Genomic DNA, 19,844 nt, shown 5'->3' with positions numbered 1-19,844 from the left:
TTGTCGTTGGTACGATGCGGACTTGCATGGCATATGAGGGCGAATTGAATGAATTAAAAGGGCAGTTAAAACAGATGGAAGAGGCGTTTTTGTCTCAGCAAAAAATGATGAAGCAGATGGAGACATTAGCGTTAAGCCAGCAGGAGCAAATCAAAGAATTGAAAAATCGTGTCGAGACTATGAGTGAAAAACCAGTGACAGTTGCAAAAGAAGAAATTAAGGAAAATGTAAAGCAAGAGGTAGAGAACTACCTGGCATCGGATGAGGCGCGGGAAATACCGGGATTAGGTTTGTCAGGCGCTTCGCTAATGGAGTGGCGCAGGACAGAAGCTGACATCTGCGACGTCTCCTATACACCTGATGATAGCAGTTATGCATTGCACATAGGAACATCGGATGACAAGTATTCATTAAATATCGGCGGCAGATTGCAGATGCGGTATCAGTTTAACGACAAGGATGAAGATTTTGGAGGGGTAGATACGCAAAATATTGACGTACGCCGCGCCAGGGTCTATATGGGCGGAAACATCTATAGCAAAATGCTTCATTATTACTGGGCTATAGACGCAGACAGCTTTAATGTCAGCTTAAGGGATTTTTACGTATACTTTACCCCTTATAAAGAATTGAATGCAAAAATTGGATATTTTAAGGTGCCGTTCAACAGAGAAAGGGTTATATCCTCACAAAGACTGTTGTTTCAGGATAGAGCTATTGCCAGCGATACCTTTGATCAGGACCGTGATTATGGTCTGGATATTTACGGAAAACCTTTTGACGGACACATTGAATACCATGCCGCAATCTTTCAGGGCGCCGGAGAAAACCCGGCAAAAAGGATTACCGGAAAGGATGAAAATCTTGACAACGAACTTATGTACGTGCTAAGCCTGAGATATAATCCGCTTGGGAAATTTAATTATTACGACGGAACTGACCTGGGATATTCCGAGACCCTTAAGGCAACTATGGGAGCATCTGTTGCCTTTAATGGAAAGGAGAAAGATGTAAAACGTGATGATGCAGACGTAATAGTGGGTGTGGCTGATTTCGGGCTAAGGTACAGGGGCTTTTCATGGGATAGCGAATACTATATGATGACAGAAAATCCTGAGTCTAATAGTGGAGGAGATTCAATAGAATCAGACGGATTCTTTACACAGGCCGGTTACTTTGTTATACCCAAAAAACTCGAGATAGCCGCCCGCTATTCCATGGTTGACCCGGATGACGATGTATCAAACGATATTCAGAGGGAGTATACAGCGGGAGTAAATTATTATTTCCGAGGTCACCGGTCAAAGATACAGGCTGATTTTGGTACTTTCATCACTGAACAAGGCAGCGAGCAGGATAAAAGAGAAAACAAGTACAGATTACAGTACGAAATTGCATTTTAATATAATGGCTGTTATGTTCTACTGTTATGGAACAAAATTTATTATTCTCACTTAACAATATAATAAGGAGTTAATATATGGTTTTCAGATTATTTTTTACCTGTACTATTTTTTTAACGGCAATGTTTTTCATTGCAACAGATGTTAGGTCTGAAAACGAAGAAAGGCTTCTGCTCTTCGTAGGCGCGGCAAGCAAGCCTCCTGCTGAGGAGGCGGTGAAGCTGTTTGAAAAAAAGACGGGCGTCAGGGTCGAGGTAATATTTGGTGGTTCGGGATATGTTCTCTCGCAGATGATACTGGCAAAGAAAGGAGACATTTATTTCCCGGGTTCTTCAGATTATATGGAAAAGGCAAAAAGGGAAGGCTATGTATATCCTGAAACCGAAAGGATTGTTGTGTATCTTGTCCCTGCAATAAATGTACAAAAAGGCAACCCGAAGCATATTAAAGGCCTGGAAGATTTGGTGCGTCCCGGCATGAAAGTCGCCATAGCAAATCCGGAGGGCGTGTGTGTCGGAGCGTACGCGGTGGAAATAATTGAAAAGAATTTCACAAAAAAACAGAAAAAAGACTTTAAAAAAAACATTGTAAATTATACGGAGAGTTGCGCGAAAACACTGACGGTCGTCTCTTTAAAACAGGTGGATGCGGTAATAGGGTGGAGTGTTTTTCAGCACTGGAACCCGGAGACCGTTGAAACAATTCCCCTAAAGAGCAATGAAGTTGTGCGTGTGGGTTATATACCTATCGCGGTTTCAACCTTTACTCAAAAGAAAGTGCTTGCAGAGCAGTTTGTTGATTTCATCATTTCTGAAGAAGTACGGTCAATATACAAAAAATATCAATATTTTTCATCGGAACAGGAAGCCTTCGCATGGATAGGGCAGAAGCCCGTTGGCGGCGAATATGCCGTTCCGGCGGAGTGGACCATGAAATGAGATTTAAAAGACTTTGTATAATGTTTGCTTTCTGCTCGTTTTTCCTCTATGCCGGGCTTATTGTATCCCTTGCCTACTTTTTCAGGGGATCCCTTTTTGCAGAGACGCTTTTTAATGAGAGAACTTTTTATTCCATGCGCCTCAGCGTGTCGGCGGCCACCATCGCGACATTGATTTCTTTGTGCATTGCCATCCCCTCCGCCTATGCATTGTCGCGGTGTCATTTTCCAGGAAAAGGCATTATAGATACAATGCTCGAACTACCTATGATTGTTTCTCCTGCTGCGCTGGGCGCCATGCTTCTCATTTTTTTCAGCAACCCTGCCGGAAGCTGGCTGCAGCAACACGGAGTGCAATTCGTGTTTGCCTTCCCGGGGATTATACTCGCCCAATTTATCACTACTGCCGGAATTGCAACGCGGTTAATAAAGGCTGCAATGGACGAAATACCCGGCAAGTACGAGGATGTTGCCAGTTCGCTTGGCGCATCGCCGCTAAAGTCGTTTTTAACGGTCACGCTTCCCCTGAGCAAACGGGGCATTATTGCCGGTGCTATTTTAACATGGGCAAAGGCGCTTGGAGAATTTGGCGCAACTATCACCATTGCAGGCTCAATGGCAATGAAAACAGAAACAATTCCGATAGCAATATTTATGAGTCTTTCCAATGCAGATATCGAAAGAACCGTAATTCTAATTTTTATCCTTATTGGAATAGGCATAGGTGTGCTGTATGGCACAAGGTTATTGTTGGGAAGAATGCCCTATGATTGGAAATAGTATATTTTGTGTAACTATTCAGCGTACTTTCAATATGAGGCCTGAAAGAAACAATTCCTTTCGCCCTTTCAGTGCTAATAACGGTATTCTCCATTTTCAGGGGGCTTCACCCCCTGCTATACGCTTTCGCCCCTTTTGGGCTATGTTCGGTAATATTCCATCATCTACGCTGAATAGTCACAAAAAATGATTTGAAATTCTAAATAAAAGCATCTTTCGTATCTCACATTTAGTGCTACATTTTAATTCTTTTTAAAAAAAGGATCATTTATGGAAAATAAAAATGTATTACCCAAAAAACCGGGACGTTGTCCGGCAATTTCTGTTTGCGAGCACATAGGCAATCTCAGAAAAGATTGTGTTGATTTAAAACACCTCTCTTTTCTGGGCACAAAAGACATCGAGCCGTGCCTGGCAAGCATTGTAATACTTTTAGGCAAAAGCATTGGAATTGAAATAGGGCATCTCCCTTCAAAAAACCAGGGAAATGAGGGCGAGTTAATACCTTAGCAGCAATTTCTTTGCATTTTTCGGCAAAATATTTAATTATTCCTCCTGCCTCGGTAATCTACAGTCGGCGGTTGACCAATGACCAATGACCAATGACCAGTGACTGTCAAATGATGAAATAGGTCAGTTTACCGAAAAAGGTGGTTGATTATTGCCAAATAATGTGGGCTTCCTATCAAACCATAATGTTAAAAAAAAGCCTTCCGCCATTTTTTCCAACCGGTAAGTATATCACAATAGGCGCTTTTGCGGATCCGCCGTTCTTTATTTGGTATATTGATCAATCATGTGGTATAGTTATTGCTCCAAATTCGCTATATATAAATTATTTAGTATTTATAATTAGCTTGCGGCGAAAAAATATTGAAAAGACTTGTACCTTTAAGGTACAAAAAAATAATTATCTTTTCGTGGAGTCCCCCCCTATGATAGCCGAAAAAGAAATAGAAAAAGAATTGACCGCTTCGCCAAATGGCGATGAAAACTTCAGCCCTGAGCGTATTACCGGCCTTGCATTACAATTGTCTTCAAAGATGGACAGCGCAATCAAAGACATTCAGAGAATCACCTTCCAATCCAGAATTTTGTCGCTTAATGCAAAAGTTGAAGCTGCCCGTGTGGGAGAAGTCGGAGCGGCATTTTCTGTGGTAGCATCGGAAATGGGTTTTTTATCACAGGAAATTTCCAGTTTGGTGGAGAATTTGGAAGGCGAAGCCTCGAAAGATTTTAAGGAAATTGCAAAGATAAATGAGCATATTTCCACGAATTACCGGGGGCTGCGGTTATCGGATCTGGCATTGACAAATATAGACCTGATTGACCGGAATTTATATGAAAGATCGTGTGACGTCCGTTGGTGGGCTACGGACAACAGTCTTGTTGACGCCCTGACAAAAAAAACATCTGAGGCATACGATTACGCTTCAAAACGGATGGGCATTATCCTTGACTCTTACACGGTATATTTCGATCTGGTTTTGTGCGATGCAGAAGGCATGATTGTGGCAAACGGGAGGAGCGAACACTACAATTCCATCGGAGAATCTGTATCCCGGTCAAAATGGTTTATGGAGGCCATGAAATGCAGGACAGGGGATGATTTTGGCTGGGGAGTGGTTCACAGATCCCCGCTTGTGAATGACGAACGCGTCTTAATTTACACGACAGCCGTGCGTGAAAATGGCGATAAATACGGAAAGATTATTGGCGCCCTTGGCATTATATTCAAATTTGATGCACTTGCCCAAACGATTGTTGAAAACACGCCTTTGAGCAAAGAAGAAAAACAAAAAAGCCGCGTCTGCATCGTTGACGAAAAAGGGCTTGTCCTTGCAGATACACATTGCAGGAATCTGGAAGACACTATCGATTTCACCGGCAAATTCAAATTGTTTGAAGATAAAAAAGGATTTATTCTTGCGGAGTACAATGATTCAAAATGCTGTATTGCTCATGCCAAAGCCCCTGGATATGAAACGTATACAACAGCCTGGCATTCTTTAATTATACAGGCGATGTAATACCATAGATGAAGTATTTCAAAAATAAATGCCTTATTAATGAGTAAATCTGACAGGGAAAGACCTCTCCTTTTTGACAGTCCGTGACTGTCAAACACCTCCTAGTGTGTCAGAGACTGATGGTTTATTTGAGGCGGTAGCGTTGGAATACACTCACCTCCCCTTCCTACCGCCTCAAGAACCATCACTAATCTAACGTTTAGTACCTTATAAGTAATATTTTTGCATTTTTTGGCAAAATATTTAATAGTGAAATACGAAATTCGAAGTACGAAATACGAAACAAATTCTAATGACAAAATGACTTGAAATTCTAAACAAATACATCTTTTGTACCTCGCATTTCCTGCTTCATATTTGTTGCCTGCCCGTGCGTGATCGCACACAGACAGGGATGTTTTGAATTTTATGCTTTGTAATTCGGATTTGTTTCGTATTTCGTACTTCGAATTCGTATTTTTTATTTCCTGCTATGTCAGCTTAGGAATTTAGAATTCTGAAGTTTTCTTATCCTCCTTATACTCTTATTCAGCAGGATCGACGGTAAGATAAAGTGAGATATCGCCTTTTTTTATATGCAGGAGTATTTTTTCACCGGCATCTGCAGAGATCAATGCCCTTATAAATTCAGAGACATTAGAGATTTTATTTCTGTTTATTTCCGTAATGATATCCCCTTTTTCTATATTATATTTTGCCGCCGGGCTTTCCGGCCGCACATCAATAACCAATACTCCGTCACCCCCATTTCCATTTTCGGATACGTTTTGTACCATTATGCCAATGTTTTTTTCAGGAGGTATCGTTTCCGGCGTCGTGGCAGAAAATGGTTCAGTTGGTCGTTCGCCAAGAATCACATTTAGCCCCATTTCCTTACGGTCTCGTATGATTTTCATCGCAACATGCTTCCCTGCTCCTGCTTGTTCCACCATGAAATTCAGGTGATTCGCGTGCCGTAACTTCGCCCCGTCAAATTCAACGATGATATCTCCGCTCCGTAGTCCTGCGTATTCCGCGGGAGAGTTGCCCAGCGCCTCCGTCACTATGGCCCCTTCTGTAATGTCAACACCAAAAGCCTCCGCCAGTGCGGGGTCAATCTCCTGGATTGTTGCGCCCAGCCACCCCTTATAAAATGGAGATACTTCTTCCTGCACCGAAATATCATGCATTTCCTCGTTTTTGGGAATATACGGCTCGGGGGCAACTATTGCCGGAGGAAAATTCTTGCCTTTGTTTAAAGCAACAACAATCATCGCCGCTACAGTTACCATTGCCACACCGCCAAGGACAGCCGTTATTGTCTTGCTTTTTCCTTGCGACGCTTTCCCGACAGGCTTTCTCCCCTTGCCAAATAATTCATAGTCGTATTTCCTTCTCCGGTCATGATTGAGCAGTATATCAACGGCCTCCTGCAAGATATCTATTTTTCGCAGGGCAAAGTCTCTGAATTTTGGATTTGAACTCAGGCTTTCCCAAAGAGACATTTTCCTCTTATATGCCTCCCGTATTTCCTGATTTCCGGCAGTTGCGTCTATTTCCAAAAGAGCATAATAGTTTGGGAGCTCCGGTTGTTGATAAGCGCCGGACTGTCTGACGACAATAATTGGCTTTGAATGAGAAGATGATTGATGTTGCCTTACCCCCATCTTGTCTGTTTCTGTTGTTATCATATCGGAAGCTGTTGCCTGGCTAAGTCCCAGGGTATCAGCGTAATTAAGAAGTATCTTTTTCCCTTCCTGCGTGAGCGCGTTGTCGCTTGCAACAATATGAATCATTTTTTTAAATTCTTCTCCCGCCTTTTTACCGCTGTCGGTTGAGAGTTGTTTGTCGTATGCTGATTTTTTTGAAGGATTGGTCAATACTGCATACGCCTCCTGCAGTTTTCCCATTGCTTCGACAGAGGCAGGCCCGGTTTCTTTTGTTTTTGTGTTGGCGGGGTTTGTGTTGTATCGTTTGTTTACTTCGCGCCACCAGTCATATCTTTGCTGAAAAGATTTTGTTATATTTTGGGCGGAATAATTTTCGCCGAACCTTAATCCCAAACGCTCATAGTGGTTTTTAGATGGGTCGATGGCGCTTTTCCATTCATTGTTATGGAAATACTTATCAGGATCAAACGACGTAGCCATGGCTTGTTTTTCTGTTTGTTGAAAGTTCTGTATTAACTTGTTATTGTGGCCTTTTCAATGTTCATACTTGCGGCTTTTATTTCCTGGGCGGTCAGACCGCCGGTATGTTCCACCGTTATTACTACCTCTTTTCCTGATGGGAGATGAATACCGTGTACCTCCAGTATTCCAATATCATTGTATTTATAGGCCACCTCGATGGGACTGCCTTTTGGTGAAGGGGGAATATCCCGTATCGAACCTTGCGCAATCATATTGCAGTCCAGGGGATCGCAGGTATCGTTTTCTCCCATAATTCCGCCTTCCATAATCCGCAGAAGAATGGAAGTCTGGTTGTCGGTGAGTGTTTTAAAAATATCCTTTTTTTCAAACGGCAGGGGAGTAAACCTTGGTATCATTAGAAAATTCCGTTCGTTCCCGTCTCCGTCAAATGCGATGATGCCCAGATTGTGTGAAGCGACTTTTTGCACTTCCACTCCGGCAAGCCTCTTAACCACCTCACCGGGCATATCGCCGCTGGAAATAGTTAACATCGCGGCGTGCCAGGCTGCGCCAAGGGCTACGCATTCATCAGGGTTTAGTTCATCGCTAGGCGTTTTTCCGCTTATTTCTGCAATCATATTCCTTATCATGGGCATTCTTGTAGAACCGCCTACCAGGAGAACCGCCCCAACGTCTTGCCACGTCATGTTTGCATCGCTCAACGCTATTCCGCATAATACCCTGCAACGGTCAACGAGAGGTTTTGTAATTTCTTCAAACGTGTCTCTGGTCAATTCTACCAGGAGGGTATTTCCCGCGTGCACACACATAATTTTTGTCTTTTCGCGTTTTGTGAGTTCTTCTTTTGCCTTAATTGCGCGTAATTGCAAATCCTGATACGCTGAAAGGTCATCCAGTGGGTATGTTCCGTATTTTTCCTTAAAAATCTTTGATACATACCGGATGATTTCATCATCCCAGTCCTTGCCACCAAGCAAGTGGTCGCCATTAACCACCACTTCCCGTATTTTTCCACCTTTGATTTCAAGGATAACCACGTCAAATGTTCCACCGCCAAGGTCAAAGACAAAGACATTTTGATCCAGTTTGAGTTTATCGAGTCCATAAGAAAGCGCGGCGGCCACCGGTTCGTCAATTACTGCCAAAACGTTAAATCCCGCAATGACGCCAGCCTCTTTGGTTGCAGCCCTTTCGGGATCGCCAAAATAGGCCGGACATGTAATTACCGCGTCCGTTATCATTGTTCCCAGCCGCGCTTCGGCGTCATTTTTCAGTTTTTTCAGGATAAACGCTGAAATTTCCTGTGCGCTGTATTTTTTCTCCTCATGTTCAAAACACCAGCCCTTTACCAGTATATTCCCCTGTTCATCCTTTTTATCTTCTTTTGGTTTTCCCATTTGTCTTTTTATAAACTCAACGACCTTGTTTGGTTCCGCTACAGCATTCTGTTTTGCAATTTCTCCTACAATAATATCATTCGCCTTTTCAATAAGCACTACAGAAGGCGTGATACGGTCTTGTTCGGGACTGGGAATAATCTCTGCTTTGCCGGTGTCCTCATTAATGTGCGCAATGGCTGAAAAAGTAGTGCCCAGATCAATTCCCACTACGGTTGTTTTTTTAGGCGACATAGTTCTCTTCTCCTGTTTTTGTTTTTTTCGGAGCATCGTTTTTCAGAAAAACCGACACGGTTGCTTTTCACCGGCTAGGATGCGTGCCGCACGCGGCATCATTCTTTAAGATATTTCTTTATTATCACTTCCTCTGGCCTCAGCGTCTTATCGTTCAAGCAAAAACCCGGTTTTACAATCTTCACCACCTGGTTATTTTCGCTTTCTATGCTGGTTGGCACCGTACCTATCGTTTTGTGAAGTTTATAATCAAGAAAATCCGGGTGTTTGTGATACAGTTCTACCTCTCTACGATACAGAATTTCCAGAAGCCCTTCCTTTATCGTATGCAGATTATGCCTCATTGCGGCAATCTCTTCCTTTGTCATATCCTTCTTCTCATCGAGAACCGAGAGTACCTGCATAAAATCATCATAAAGCATAATCAAGTCAATGAAAATAGGTTTTTGCGACTGGAAAATGAAATTGTCACGATATAGTTTCAGTTCTTCGTGGAGTTTCTCAATGGTTTTTTCTTTTGTTTCATCGTAAGACAAGCGGGTTTCAATCAGTGATTTCACTTCTTCCAATAACGCGTTGTGGGATGCAAGCATTTCTGTAATGGTGGTTTGTTCTGTGCCATTTTTCAGCATTACGCTTTCCGGGTCAGAAGCCTCGTTTTTTCCGGAATGTTTCATATCACCCTGCTGTTTCACCGGATTGCTATTTTCTGTATCTTCAGACATAATCGGTTTTCCAATACCTTTCATTAACACCCCCTCTTTTCATGCATTTTATTTCATATCGCAGCAAAGCCGCAACCAAAATGTAGAGACGCACGACCGTGCGTCTGTCCTTTAGCCACAAAGGGCACAAAGAACATAGAACATAGAACACGAAGGAAAACTTACAAAAAAGAAGCTTTTACAGGGCAATACTATAGGGAACGGGAAGCCAAAAAAGAACGCCATTAAGCATTGGTTTATAAAGAGTTATATCACCTCAAAACGCATATATCAACAAGAAACCATGAAAAGGGTCAAGTCTTTAGTCCTGGCAGCGGCCTGCGCAAAATTATATCGTTAATGGTGTTACGAAGTTTTTTATCTGTGCTAATATTCGCGGGTTCACTTTGTAACCTGAACCAAACGTTTTATACTTTCAATCAAACCTTCTATTGGCAGAAGAAATGACAAATAAATTCCAAATTCCAAACAGGGATTTTGGTAACACTTTAGTTTTTTGAAAAATTCCAATAATAGCGATGTTTGTCGCATATTGTAGGGGCGAAGCATTTGCTATAAATTGTTATAAATAAGTTCATACCCAAACGGGCAAATGCTTCGCCCCTACTTTTCCAATTTTGTTATTTGAGCATTGGAGTTTTACCGCAGTACATGGCTCCATTATCCGCATAAACTCATCGGTTCAGGCTTCGTCGTGAGCTCAGCCGAACGGTTACACGCCTGAACCCGCCGGGAATCGTGTAATGTTTACGCTGAATAGTTACAATGTTTTGGGCATTCAAACATTTGAATTTGGGATTTGTTTCGAATTTCGAATTTCGAAATTTGAATTTGTTCTTACCCACGCAGTATCGGGCAATCCATCCTTGACCTTTTTTTATTCTGCGATATAATCCACGGGTGAAAATTAATCCCTTATTTTTTTTTCTTTAGAGAGCGGGAACAAAACATTCTCCTCAAAACACACTAAGGTGTTTCAAAAACTAAATTATTCAGGAAATGCATAATGTTAAAAGAAAAGTTTGGCTTTATCGGCGGCGGTAAGATGGCGGAGGCGCTTTGCAAAGGCATTATCAAGGCAGGCCTTAGCGCCGGCAGCAACATTATTGTTAGCGATATCCTTACAGAGCGACGCCGTTTATTAAAAGAAGAAATTGGCGTCCAAACCACACAAAACAATCATGATATTGCCGCCTTTGCAGACGTTATTATCCTCGCGGTGAAGCCGCAAATTATAGGTGAAGCGCTTGAGAATATAAAAAACGACATAACTCCCAATCATTTAATCATATCCATCGCCGCAGGCATTCCCCTGCGTTTTATTGAATCAAAACTCAGAGAAAACGTTCGTGTTATCAGAGTCATGCCTAATACACCATGCCTGATTGCTTCTTCGGCGACGGCCTTCGCACCAGGAAAACATACAACGGAAAGCGATACGAAATTGGCGCACGCGATATTTAATGCCGTCGGAAAGGTTTTTCAGCTTGAGGAAAAATATCTGGATGCAGTAACGGGGGTAAGCGGGAGCGGGCCTGCCTATGTGTATATGTTTATTGAGGCATTATCAGACGGCGGGGTAAAAATGGGGCTTCCAAGAGAAATAGCAACGGCCCTTGCGGCGCAGACAGCATTGGGCGCAGCGAAAATGGTGCTGGAAACCGGGCAACATCCCGCACAGTTAAAAGACGCCGTCACCTCGCCCGCAGGAACAACTATCGAAGGTGTGAGCAAATTAGAAGATGGCGGATTACGTGCCGCTGTCATAAACGCAGTAGAAGCCGCCGCTTTAAAATCTAAAAAATTGGGAGAATTGTTATAACATGAAAATAAGCGCCATACAAAAAGAAACAGCAGAACTTGCAGTCAATACATTAAAAATGCTTTCCGCCGACGCAGTTGAAAAGGCGCAATCAGGGCATCCGGGATTGCCTATGGGATGTGCGGATGTTGCGTTTGTTCTTTGGACACAGTTTTTACAATTTAATCCGGAAGTACCGAATTGGCCCAACCGGGACCGGTTTATCCTTTCCGCAGGCCATGGTTCTATGCTGCTCTACTCCTTATTGCACCTATTTGGATATGATCTGCCTCTGGATGAAATAAAACAATTCCGGCAGCTTAACAGCAAAACACCGGGACACCCGGAATATGGCCATACCCCCGGCGTGGAAGTCACTACAGGCCCTTTGGGGCAAGGATTTGCAAATGGCGTTGGAATGGCAATCGCAGAACGTTTGCTTGCGGCACGGTTTAATAAAGTTGGCAAAAAAATTATCGGTCACACCATTTACGGGGTGGTAAGCGATGGAGATCTGATGGAAGGAATTTCCTCCGAGGCAGCTTCCATTGCGGGGCATCTTGGACTTTCCAACATTATATACCTTTACGACAACAACCACATCACGATAGAGGGAAACACCTCCCTTGCTTTTACAGAAGACGTGGCAAAACGTTTTGAAGCATATTCATGGAAGGTTTTTAAGATTGACGGGCACAATCATAATGAAATTGCGAATGCCATACAGGCCGCGCAAAATGAAAAAGAAAGGCCCTCTCTTATTATCGCGACAACCCATATAGGAAAAGGGAGTCCGAATAAGCAGGACAATGCGTCCGTTCATGGGGAGCCGCTGGGAGAAAAAGAACTTGCATTAACAAAGGAAAATATCGGCTGGTCAAAAAACCCGGCTTTTTTCATTCCTGATGAAGTAAGGCAACTATGCGCTAACCGCGTAAAAGAGTTAAAAGAGGTTTATCAAAACTGGCAAAATGCCTTTCAAACCCGCTTAAAAGAAGATCCGGATTTTTCCGGCGAGTGGAATGCTTATATGAATAAAGCTATCCCGGACAACCTTGAATCTAAACTGCTTGAGACCATCAAAAAAGATTCCGTCGCAACAAGGGCTGCTTCCGGAGATATGATGCAGATAATTGCACAGCAAATGCCGTCCCTCATCGGCGGCTCTGCCGATCTTCACCCCTCCACTAAAACCTTTATTAAGGGGTCGCCTGCCATCAGCAAAAATTCATTTGCGGGGAAAAATATCCACTTCGGTATCAGAGAACATGCCATGGGCGCTATTCTCAACGGCATGGCGCTTTATGGCGGCATTATTCCCCATGGTTCCACATTTCTTACATTTTCCGACTACATGAGACCTTCTATCCGTCTTGCAGCGTTAATGAAGCTTCAGGTAATTTATGTATTTACCCATGACAGCATATTTCTCGGAGAAGACGGCCCAACGCATCAGCCGATTGAGCAGATACCATCCTTGAGGCTTATTCCAAACCTGCTGACAATACGCCCTTCCGACGCAACCGAAACGGCTGCGGCCTGGATAACGGCACTGAACCACAAAAACGGTCCAACAGCACTGATACTTACCCGCCAGAATATTCCGGTTATTGACCGCTCCGTGTATCCTTCGTCTGAGGGATTAAAAGACGGTGCTTACATATTAAAGGATTCCATGGGTACTCCGGACATAATCCTCATGGCGTCGGGGTCCGAGGTATCAATCGCCCTTGAAGCAACACTAAAACTGCAGGAAAAGGGCGTTGCTGCACGCCTCGTAAGCTTTCCTTGTTTCGAATTATTCAGGAACAACTCAGAGGCATATAAAGACAACATCCTTCCGCCGTCATGTACAAGGCGTGTCGCCATTGAAGCAGCGGCAAAGGGAATCTGGCATGAATTTACGGGTATCAATGGCCTTATCATCGGAATTGACCAATTTGGCGCATCTGCTCCCGCAAAGGCCCTGGCAGAACATTTTGGATTTACCACAAAAAATATTTTAAATGAGATTGAAAAAAAATGGGCTATATAGCAGGGACATGCCATGGCATGTCCCTACTATATGTGTAATTTAAACTGGCAGAGACTTTTTGAAATAGTGAAATTTTTTTTGGTTAATTGTTCATGCCCGCTGAAAATATAAAAATTTGCCCAAAATGCGAATCAGAATATTATGCGCATATTTCTTTATGCGCTGACTGCGGCGTTCTCCTGATAATGCCGGAAGAGGTTGAAAAAGAAAGAAAGAAAAAACCGGACATTCCCGTGTCTCACCACGATGAATTGGTCACCATCAGGGAAGAAGGGAGAGAAAGCGTTCGTGAGTTAGCGGATTTACTTTTAAGAAAAGGCATTTTTTCTAAAATTGTCTTAGCCCCTGGCTGTAGTACGGGAAAGTGTGGATGCAGGTATCTTCTCTTGACAGCAAAAGGGGATGCACTCGCCGCAAATAACTGTATTGAGGAATTCCATACACAAAAGTATCCTGAAATCAAGGCTTCTCAGGACTGGGAATCACAGGGAAGATGCCCTGCTTGCGGTTATAGTATTAGTGCTGATACGAAAGAATGCCCTGACTGCGGATTGCTACTCATCATTGAAAAGTGATTGCTTATCGGGGCAGGTTAATTGCGATTTGTCTATGAAAGGCGGCTGGATTGGATCGATGATTTGAGGAAGGGTTCCTCGTTCCTCATAAGCGCTAAGTTGAAATTACGGATTAATTTAATCGTGTTATGAAATTTCCATATGCGCGTTTATTCGCGTTCATTGGCGGTTATTTTATTAACCGCGAATACATGCAAATAGACGCTAATGAATAACGAATATCGAAAGATAAAAGAAAATTCATAATTCGAAATTCCTTGTTCGATATTCGTTATCGGACTCCTTCTAAAATATCAAAAACAACTTAGCGCTTCTGGGAGGGTACCTCCGTATTGCACTTAATGTATTAAGTGCAATACGGAGTCTCCGGAATCCATATATTTGTATTTATTCGTGCCTGTGGTCCTTACTTACTTCCTTTTCGCATTCGAAACAAAAATATGTTACACCGCACGTATGACCCTCTCCCACCTCTTCCTTGCATGCATAGCAGAAATGGGTAAGGCCGCAAATGTGTTCATCCCCGACTTCTTTTTCACACTCGTAACAATAATACGTTAAATCACAAATATGCCCAGCCCCTACTTCCTCCTCGCAGTTCAGACAAAGTGTTGTTACGTTGCAAATATGCCCATCTCCCACCTCTTTTTTGCAATCGGGACAAAAAAACGTCAAATCACAGATATGATTGGGTCCTACTTCTTCAACGCATTCATGGCAAAATTGCGTTGTGCCGCAAATGTGCCCGGAACCTGCTTCCCTTCCGCATTGACTGCAATAGCTAGTGATGCCGCATATATGCTGTTCTCCCGCGACTTTGCCACAGACGGAACAGGTGCTTGTTTTTGCAGCGGGCGCTTCCATTTTTGAGGCAGAAGGTGTTTCTGTCACGACTTCTTCTTCCGGTATTTCAACCCCTAAAGTCTCAGCCGCTTCTTCTATTGTTTCTGCTTCTACCGGTTCCGGAACAGCTTCTACTATTTCCTCCGCAGGAGCCACTTCCGCTATTTCTTCCTCTTCAACGACCTCTTCTGTTATTTCAATTTCAACTGGTTCAGCAACGGGTTCCACCGTTTCTACCGCAGGAGCGTCATAAGGCACAACTTCTATCTTTACTTCCGGCGCCTCTTCTTCTACCTGTGTTTGCGTGGAAACACAAGATGCGAGGGAAAACGACATGCCTATTAACGCGGCAACCGCTAAATAGCCCTTTTTCATTCCTTTTTTTCTCCTTTTTAACAAATTAAAGATAACTAGTCTTTCACGCTATAATTCATTATCGATTCCAGATCATCCGGTATTTCTCTCTTCTCTATATCTACTCCGGCGGCAGAGAAAAACTTCTTCCTGACAGCATCAAAAGTGATTTTTGAAAGCGATCTTTTATCTGTCACATCTCCAAATATGCCAAGTTCAATGCAACCTGCAGCCATGGTAGCATGCCCACCCGCGTTCATAAAGCCAAAAGCTTTTTGCAATAATGACGCGAGATTAATCCTGGAATCCACGCTCCTCGCCGATAACTGAACCTTGTCTTTGTCAATGCCGAAGACGAGCACCGTAGAAATGCCTTCCATTTGCAGCATCAGTTCGGCTGCCTGCGGTAGCGCATCACGGTCGGTTATGAATTCTACAAATGAGGTTAAGTATGCCCCTCGTACTTCGCGGTTTCTTATTGCTCTTCCAATGATATCCATCGTTTCTGCGCTCATGGGGGGATTTTCAATTTGGTTTAAGAGTCCTACATCTACCAATGGAGAAAGATAGGCTGCCGCGTCAAGGTCTTCGGTTGTTGTGTTCCTTGTAAATCCACTGGTATCTACCCTTATACCATAGCGAAGTGCGGTTGCAAGCGGAACGTCCGGCGCTATTCCCAAATACCTTAAATACCTTGTCATAATAGAAGAATTGGCGCCAATACCCGGCATTATTTCAACGAATTCCCCTTTTACAAGGCTAATATCCGTTTGGTGATGATCTATAATGACATGAACGTTCGTATCGGGCGGCAATATATTATTTTTCGAAGGGATAGAGGCTTCTATTAACGCTATTTTATCAACAGAGTTAATAATACTTAGCGATTCGTCGGGAGTATTGAGTCTGATAAGGTCTGTTTGCAGCAAATTGACCAGCGCCTTATTTTCCTGGTGGCCAATGTTCCCTCCATAATAAATCTTTGATTTAATGCCGTATTCCCCGGCAATACGTTTGAGTGCAAGCCCGGAAGCAATAGCGTCTGGGTCTGGGTTGTTCTGTAAAAAAATAGCCAATCCATTATTCGTGGCCTCCCGGAGAACTTTTACCAGTTTCGAGGCAGACCTTCTTAGTTTTGCAGATTCCAGTTCATTGAGAATTGCATCCGAGAGTATCCTGGCCGATTCAACAGCACGGTCGGCGCCGGCAGCCATTGATTCAGAGGATTCTTTATCGTCTGTCACTTGCGTTAAAACAAATTTGTCAGGGAATAATTCCTTGATGCGTTTTATTAAGGCAAGGTTTTCTTTAGGGTTTTTTTGTAAGATAATAAAGGCTACCGGGTCTTTCCCTGGCAAAGAACTAAAGTTGTAGGCATAAATATCTGCGGTTATCGTAGTGATATTAAATTCTTTTAAGGTATTTAAGGCCTGTTCATCCTTGTCTATTACAAGTATTTCCTCTTCACCGGATTTGCTTAAATTTTTGACCAATGCCATAGCAACACAATCGCAACCAAGGATTATATACATAACTTTATTTCCTTAAAAGATTAAAACCTATTCCATAACGCAGTAAGCAAGCAGCAAAATCCCTCGTAAGAAAGCCTGCCTCTATCCATGCCCGGCAGGCAGGCGTGAGTGAATAGGGGGGAGAATCAAGGGGATTGCAAAAAAAGCGAACATGGTAAAAATAAAATTTTTACCGGACACTATCCTTATAATTCAACAAAACGATTGGCAATTATACGATTATGTTTTTTTCAAGTCAACAGTAAAAACAAATGACCATAAATTTAACCTTATACAAATATTGAGGTTACAATAAAAAAAAGGGGGCAAAATACTTGTTTTGCTGAAATCATACACTAGTTTTGCCTTGAATAAAAGGCTTGGTGTTAAGTAACATCATGTATCGAATATTTTTAAGGTCTTTTTATCGGACGGGGGCTTCATCCCGCCACTATTTTTAAACCCCTTTTTTCGGATATTTCACTATGTCGTTAACCGAAGTTATCAAAAAAGCAGGCATTTCTGAAGACCGGTGGCAGGAATCTATTGATAAGCATGATGTTGTCAGAGAAGAATATGATGGCATCTCCTATTACCGGATAATGAGAAAGGTTGGCCCTCTGGAAAAAGGAGCAATAGTCACCTGTGCGGGCATTATTTTTGACTTTCCAAGGATTGCAAGGATATTGCATCTGGAGAACGGATTAAAGAATGCGTACACACAACCATTTTATGTTGAAGAAAAGGTTGATGGTTATAATGTGAGAATTGTTTGTATCCGGGGAAAAGTGCTCGCCTTCTCACGAGGTGGATACGTTTGCCCGTTTTCTACAGACAGGATAGCTGATTTTCTGGAGATACAAAAAATATTTGCCGACCACCCCAACCTAATTGTTTGCGGGGAATTCGCGGGACCTGATAATCCTTACAACATTGAATGTCCCCCTTACGTTAAGGAAGATATACGCTTTTTTGCCTTTGATTTAATGCTGAAAAATACTTCTCAAAACCTTCCTGTTGAAGAGCGGTTACGAATCTTCGATAAATATGGCATGCCTACCGTAAGGCGATTCGGGCGTTTTTCTTCTGCAGATATCCTTGCCCTAAAAGAGATTGTTAAAGAATTAGACGATGCAGGCAGCGAGGGCATTGTTTTCAAACCAACGTGTAAAGAAGAAAAAACCCTGAAATATGTTACTTTCGGGTCATGCCTGCGTGATATACGCTGCAACGCTCCGCTCATGGCGGAAATAGCGTCAGAATACTTTACTCATCGTATAATCCGGGCAGCTATGTATCGTTATGAGCAATCCAATGAATTAAGCACTAAAGATTTTACTGCCCTGGGTGAAGCATTATTAAAACCCATTTACGAAAGTGTTAAAAAGGCTGCGGTTGGAGAACTTATCAGGGAAGAATTTCTTCTCCGTTTTCGTGAAGAGGAAAACATTCAACGGATGATGGACCATTTGCAGAAACGCAAGGTACATTTTGAAATACAATCAAAGGAAAAGGCAGGCTTTTATTGGCAGGTACGTTTTGCCAGGAAATGTTACGCGTCGTATGACATCCTGCAAAGCCATTTAGGTGGGATGGCACATGTAGACTGATTTTTTGCAAGCTAGCATAGCGAGAGATAAAAATCCGAAACACGAAATACGAAATCCGAAACAAATTCTAATGACAAAATGATTTGAAATTCTAAACAAGTGCATCTTTCGTATTTCGTGTTTCGGATTTCACAACTAAAGGTACTATACTCAATCAGACTGGAATCACGGGTTTCTGACGTGCTCATTCATTACCTTCTATGCCCTTTTAATTGTGCTCAGATTGGGATTATACTCAATCAAACCGAAGCCAGTGGTTTCAGTCTGATTGAGTATATACATTATATTTATGCCCTTGGATGGGTTTTATCATACACCTGTTTCAGGCGTTCCGTGGTTACATGGGTGTAAATTTGTGTTGTGGAGAGGCTGCTGTGCCCTAAAAATTCCTGTACCGCCCGCAAGTCTGCGCCGTTATCCAGCAGATGGGTGGCAAAGCTGTGCCGGAAAGTATGAGGGGAAACGTGAAGGTGCATGGCGGCTTTTTTCATGTACTTTTCGATCATTCTTGCAACACTACGTTCTGTAAGACGTCCGTGAAATTTATTTAAAAACAATGCCTCGTTATCCGCCTTTCTTTTCTCCAAATACGATTGTATTGCATTTAAAGCATGATTCCCCATCGGGAGTATGCGTTCTTTCCTCCCCTTGCCGCACACCTTTACTATTCCGCTATGAAAGTCTACGTCTGCAATGTTAATTCCCACGAGTTCACTAACCCTCATCCCAGTGCTGTACAGGGTTTCCATGATTGCTTTGTCGCGCAGTCCCGGTAAATTGCCAGTGTCTGGCTGATTCAGGAGTATCTCCGTATCGTTAATGCTCATAAAACCGGGAAGTTTTTTATCCGTCTTTGGAGTCTTAATCTGTTCGACCGGATTATATTCTAAAATTCCGTGTTGACATAAAAATTTGTACAGAGAACGTATGGAGGCCAGTTTTCTTGCTACAGTAGTTTTGGAAGGATTCTGTTTTTTTAAAAAAGCAAGATACTTCCGCAATTGCAGGCGGGTAACACCGGCAAGGTCTGTACACCCCTCACCTTTAAGAAATGAAAGATATTGGCCAAGATCGTTTCGGTAAGCCCGCAGTGTTTGCGGTGAATAGTTCCTGTCATTTTCAATATAGGCAAGATATCTGTCGATAAATCCTTGTATGTTCTCGTTTGATGGCGACATTTTCATTTTTGCTTAAAAAAATTGTAACACTTTAGTTTTTTGAAAAAGTAGGGGGCGAAGCATTTCTCCGTTTGGGTATGAATGCATTTATGACAATATACAGCAAATGCTTTGCCCCTACACTGCGATTATTGGAATTTTTCAAAAAACTAAAGTGTTACAAAAAATTACGTATAAATACTTGTTAGAGATAGCGGCGATGTTAGCAAAGTCAGAATTGAATAACAAGGGCAAAAGTTGCAGCGTATTATGTCTGTGAATTGCCTTGACAAAAATTTCCAGCGCCCCTAGAATTGCCT

15 protein-coding genes are annotated in these 19,844 nt (G+C 42.6%); 9 read left to right on the top strand and 6 right to left on the bottom strand.

What is annotated here, in order from left to right; all coding sequences use genetic code 11:
- The first annotated feature begins 26 nt into the window (after positions 1-26).
- From ABJL82_RS13345 to ABJL82_RS13325, 5 genes are all read left to right on the top strand, one after another.
- Complete coding sequence (locus ABJL82_RS13345; RefSeq protein ID WP_347275192.1) at positions 27-1,403, top strand: porin; 1,377 nt, start codon at positions 27-29, stop codon at positions 1,401-1,403.
- A 77-nt stretch (positions 1,404-1,480) separates the two neighbouring features.
- Positions 1,481-2,341, top strand: a complete 861-nt coding sequence (modA, locus tag ABJL82_RS13340) for a molybdate ABC transporter substrate-binding protein (RefSeq protein WP_347275191.1) — start codon at positions 1,481-1,483, stop codon at positions 2,339-2,341.
- On the top strand, positions 2,278-3,120 hold the full coding sequence (locus ABJL82_RS13335; protein WP_347275190.1) for an ABC transporter permease: 843 nt from the start codon (positions 2,278-2,280) through the stop codon (positions 3,118-3,120). Before modA ends, ABJL82_RS13335 begins: the two co-directional genes overlap by 64 nt.
- A 270-nt stretch (positions 3,121-3,390) precedes the next feature.
- Entirely contained in the window at positions 3,391-3,630 is a 240-nt protein-coding gene (locus ABJL82_RS13330) for a hypothetical protein (RefSeq protein ID WP_347275189.1), read from the top strand.
- A gap of 425 nt (positions 3,631-4,055) precedes the next feature.
- Positions 4,056-5,150 (top strand): methyl-accepting chemotaxis protein, encoded by a 1,095-nt coding sequence (locus tag ABJL82_RS13325; RefSeq protein WP_347275188.1) that lies wholly within the window; start codon positions 4,056-4,058, stop codon positions 5,148-5,150.
- A gap of 524 nt (positions 5,151-5,674) precedes the next feature.
- Here the strand turns inward: ABJL82_RS13325 and ABJL82_RS13320 are convergent.
- The 3 genes from ABJL82_RS13320 to grpE form a co-directional block, all read right to left on the bottom strand.
- The gene (locus ABJL82_RS13320; protein WP_347275187.1) at positions 5,675-7,279 is read right to left on the bottom strand and encodes a PDZ domain-containing protein; all 1,605 of its coding nucleotides are present in this window, start codon (positions 7,277-7,279) and stop codon (positions 5,675-5,677) included.
- Between the two features lie 32 nt (positions 7,280-7,311).
- Positions 7,312-8,913 (bottom strand): Hsp70 family protein, encoded by a 1,602-nt coding sequence (locus tag ABJL82_RS13315; RefSeq protein ID WP_347275186.1) that lies wholly within the window; start codon positions 8,911-8,913, stop codon positions 7,312-7,314.
- A 98-nt stretch (positions 8,914-9,011) separates the two neighbouring features.
- A complete protein-coding gene (gene grpE / locus ABJL82_RS13310) occupies positions 9,012-9,662 on the bottom strand; it encodes a nucleotide exchange factor GrpE (protein WP_347275185.1) in 651 nt (216 codons plus the stop codon).
- Between the two features lie 982 nt (positions 9,663-10,644).
- On the opposite strand from grpE, the gene proC reads away from it, so the two are divergent.
- The 3 genes from proC to ABJL82_RS13295 all read left to right on the top strand — a co-directional run bounded on the left by proC (position 10,645) and on the right by ABJL82_RS13295 (position 14,049).
- Positions 10,645-11,460 carry a pyrroline-5-carboxylate reductase gene (gene proC / locus ABJL82_RS13305; RefSeq protein ID WP_347275184.1) on the top strand — a complete coding sequence of 272 codons (816 nt, stop codon included), beginning with the start codon at positions 10,645-10,647 and terminating at the stop codon, positions 11,458-11,460.
- Position 11,461: 1 nt separating this feature from the next.
- A complete protein-coding gene (gene tkt, locus ABJL82_RS13300; protein ID WP_347275183.1) occupies positions 11,462-13,474 on the top strand; it encodes a transketolase in 2,013 nt (670 codons plus the stop codon).
- 92 nt (positions 13,475-13,566) lie between these two features.
- Positions 13,567-14,049: a hypothetical protein gene (locus ABJL82_RS13295; RefSeq protein WP_347275182.1), complete on the top strand. Its 483-nt coding sequence runs from the start codon at positions 13,567-13,569 to the stop codon at positions 14,047-14,049.
- A gap of 387 nt (positions 14,050-14,436) precedes the next feature.
- On the opposite strand, the gene ABJL82_RS13290 is transcribed toward ABJL82_RS13295, so the two are convergent.
- On the bottom strand, positions 14,437-15,267 hold the full coding sequence (locus ABJL82_RS13290; protein WP_347275181.1) for a hypothetical protein: 831 nt from the start codon (positions 15,265-15,267) through the stop codon (positions 14,437-14,439).
- A 35-nt stretch (positions 15,268-15,302) separates the two neighbouring features.
- On the bottom strand, positions 15,303-16,778 hold the full coding sequence (locus tag ABJL82_RS13285; RefSeq protein ID WP_347275180.1) for a DHH family phosphoesterase: 1,476 nt from the start codon (positions 16,776-16,778) through the stop codon (positions 15,303-15,305).
- Between the two features lie 464 nt (positions 16,779-17,242).
- Between ABJL82_RS13285 and ABJL82_RS13280 the strand changes: the two genes are divergently transcribed.
- Positions 17,243-18,367: an RNA ligase gene (locus tag ABJL82_RS13280; protein ID WP_347275179.1), complete on the top strand. Its 1,125-nt coding sequence runs from the start codon at positions 17,243-17,245 to the stop codon at positions 18,365-18,367.
- A gap of 287 nt (positions 18,368-18,654) precedes the next feature.
- Here the strand turns inward: ABJL82_RS13280 and xerC are convergent, their stop codons facing one another.
- Complete coding sequence (gene xerC / locus ABJL82_RS13275; RefSeq protein ID WP_347275178.1) at positions 18,655-19,545, bottom strand: tyrosine recombinase XerC; 891 nt, start codon at positions 19,543-19,545, stop codon at positions 18,655-18,657.
- Positions 19,546-19,844: the final 299 nt, after the last annotated feature.

Origin of the sequence: Candidatus Kuenenia sp. (assembly GCF_039794105.1) — a bacterium.
Lineage (GTDB): Bacteria > Planctomycetota > Brocadiia > Brocadiales > Brocadiaceae > Kuenenia.
The sequence above is the reverse complement of the archived record's forward strand: the minus strand, read 5'-3'. Positions and strand labels throughout refer to the sequence as shown.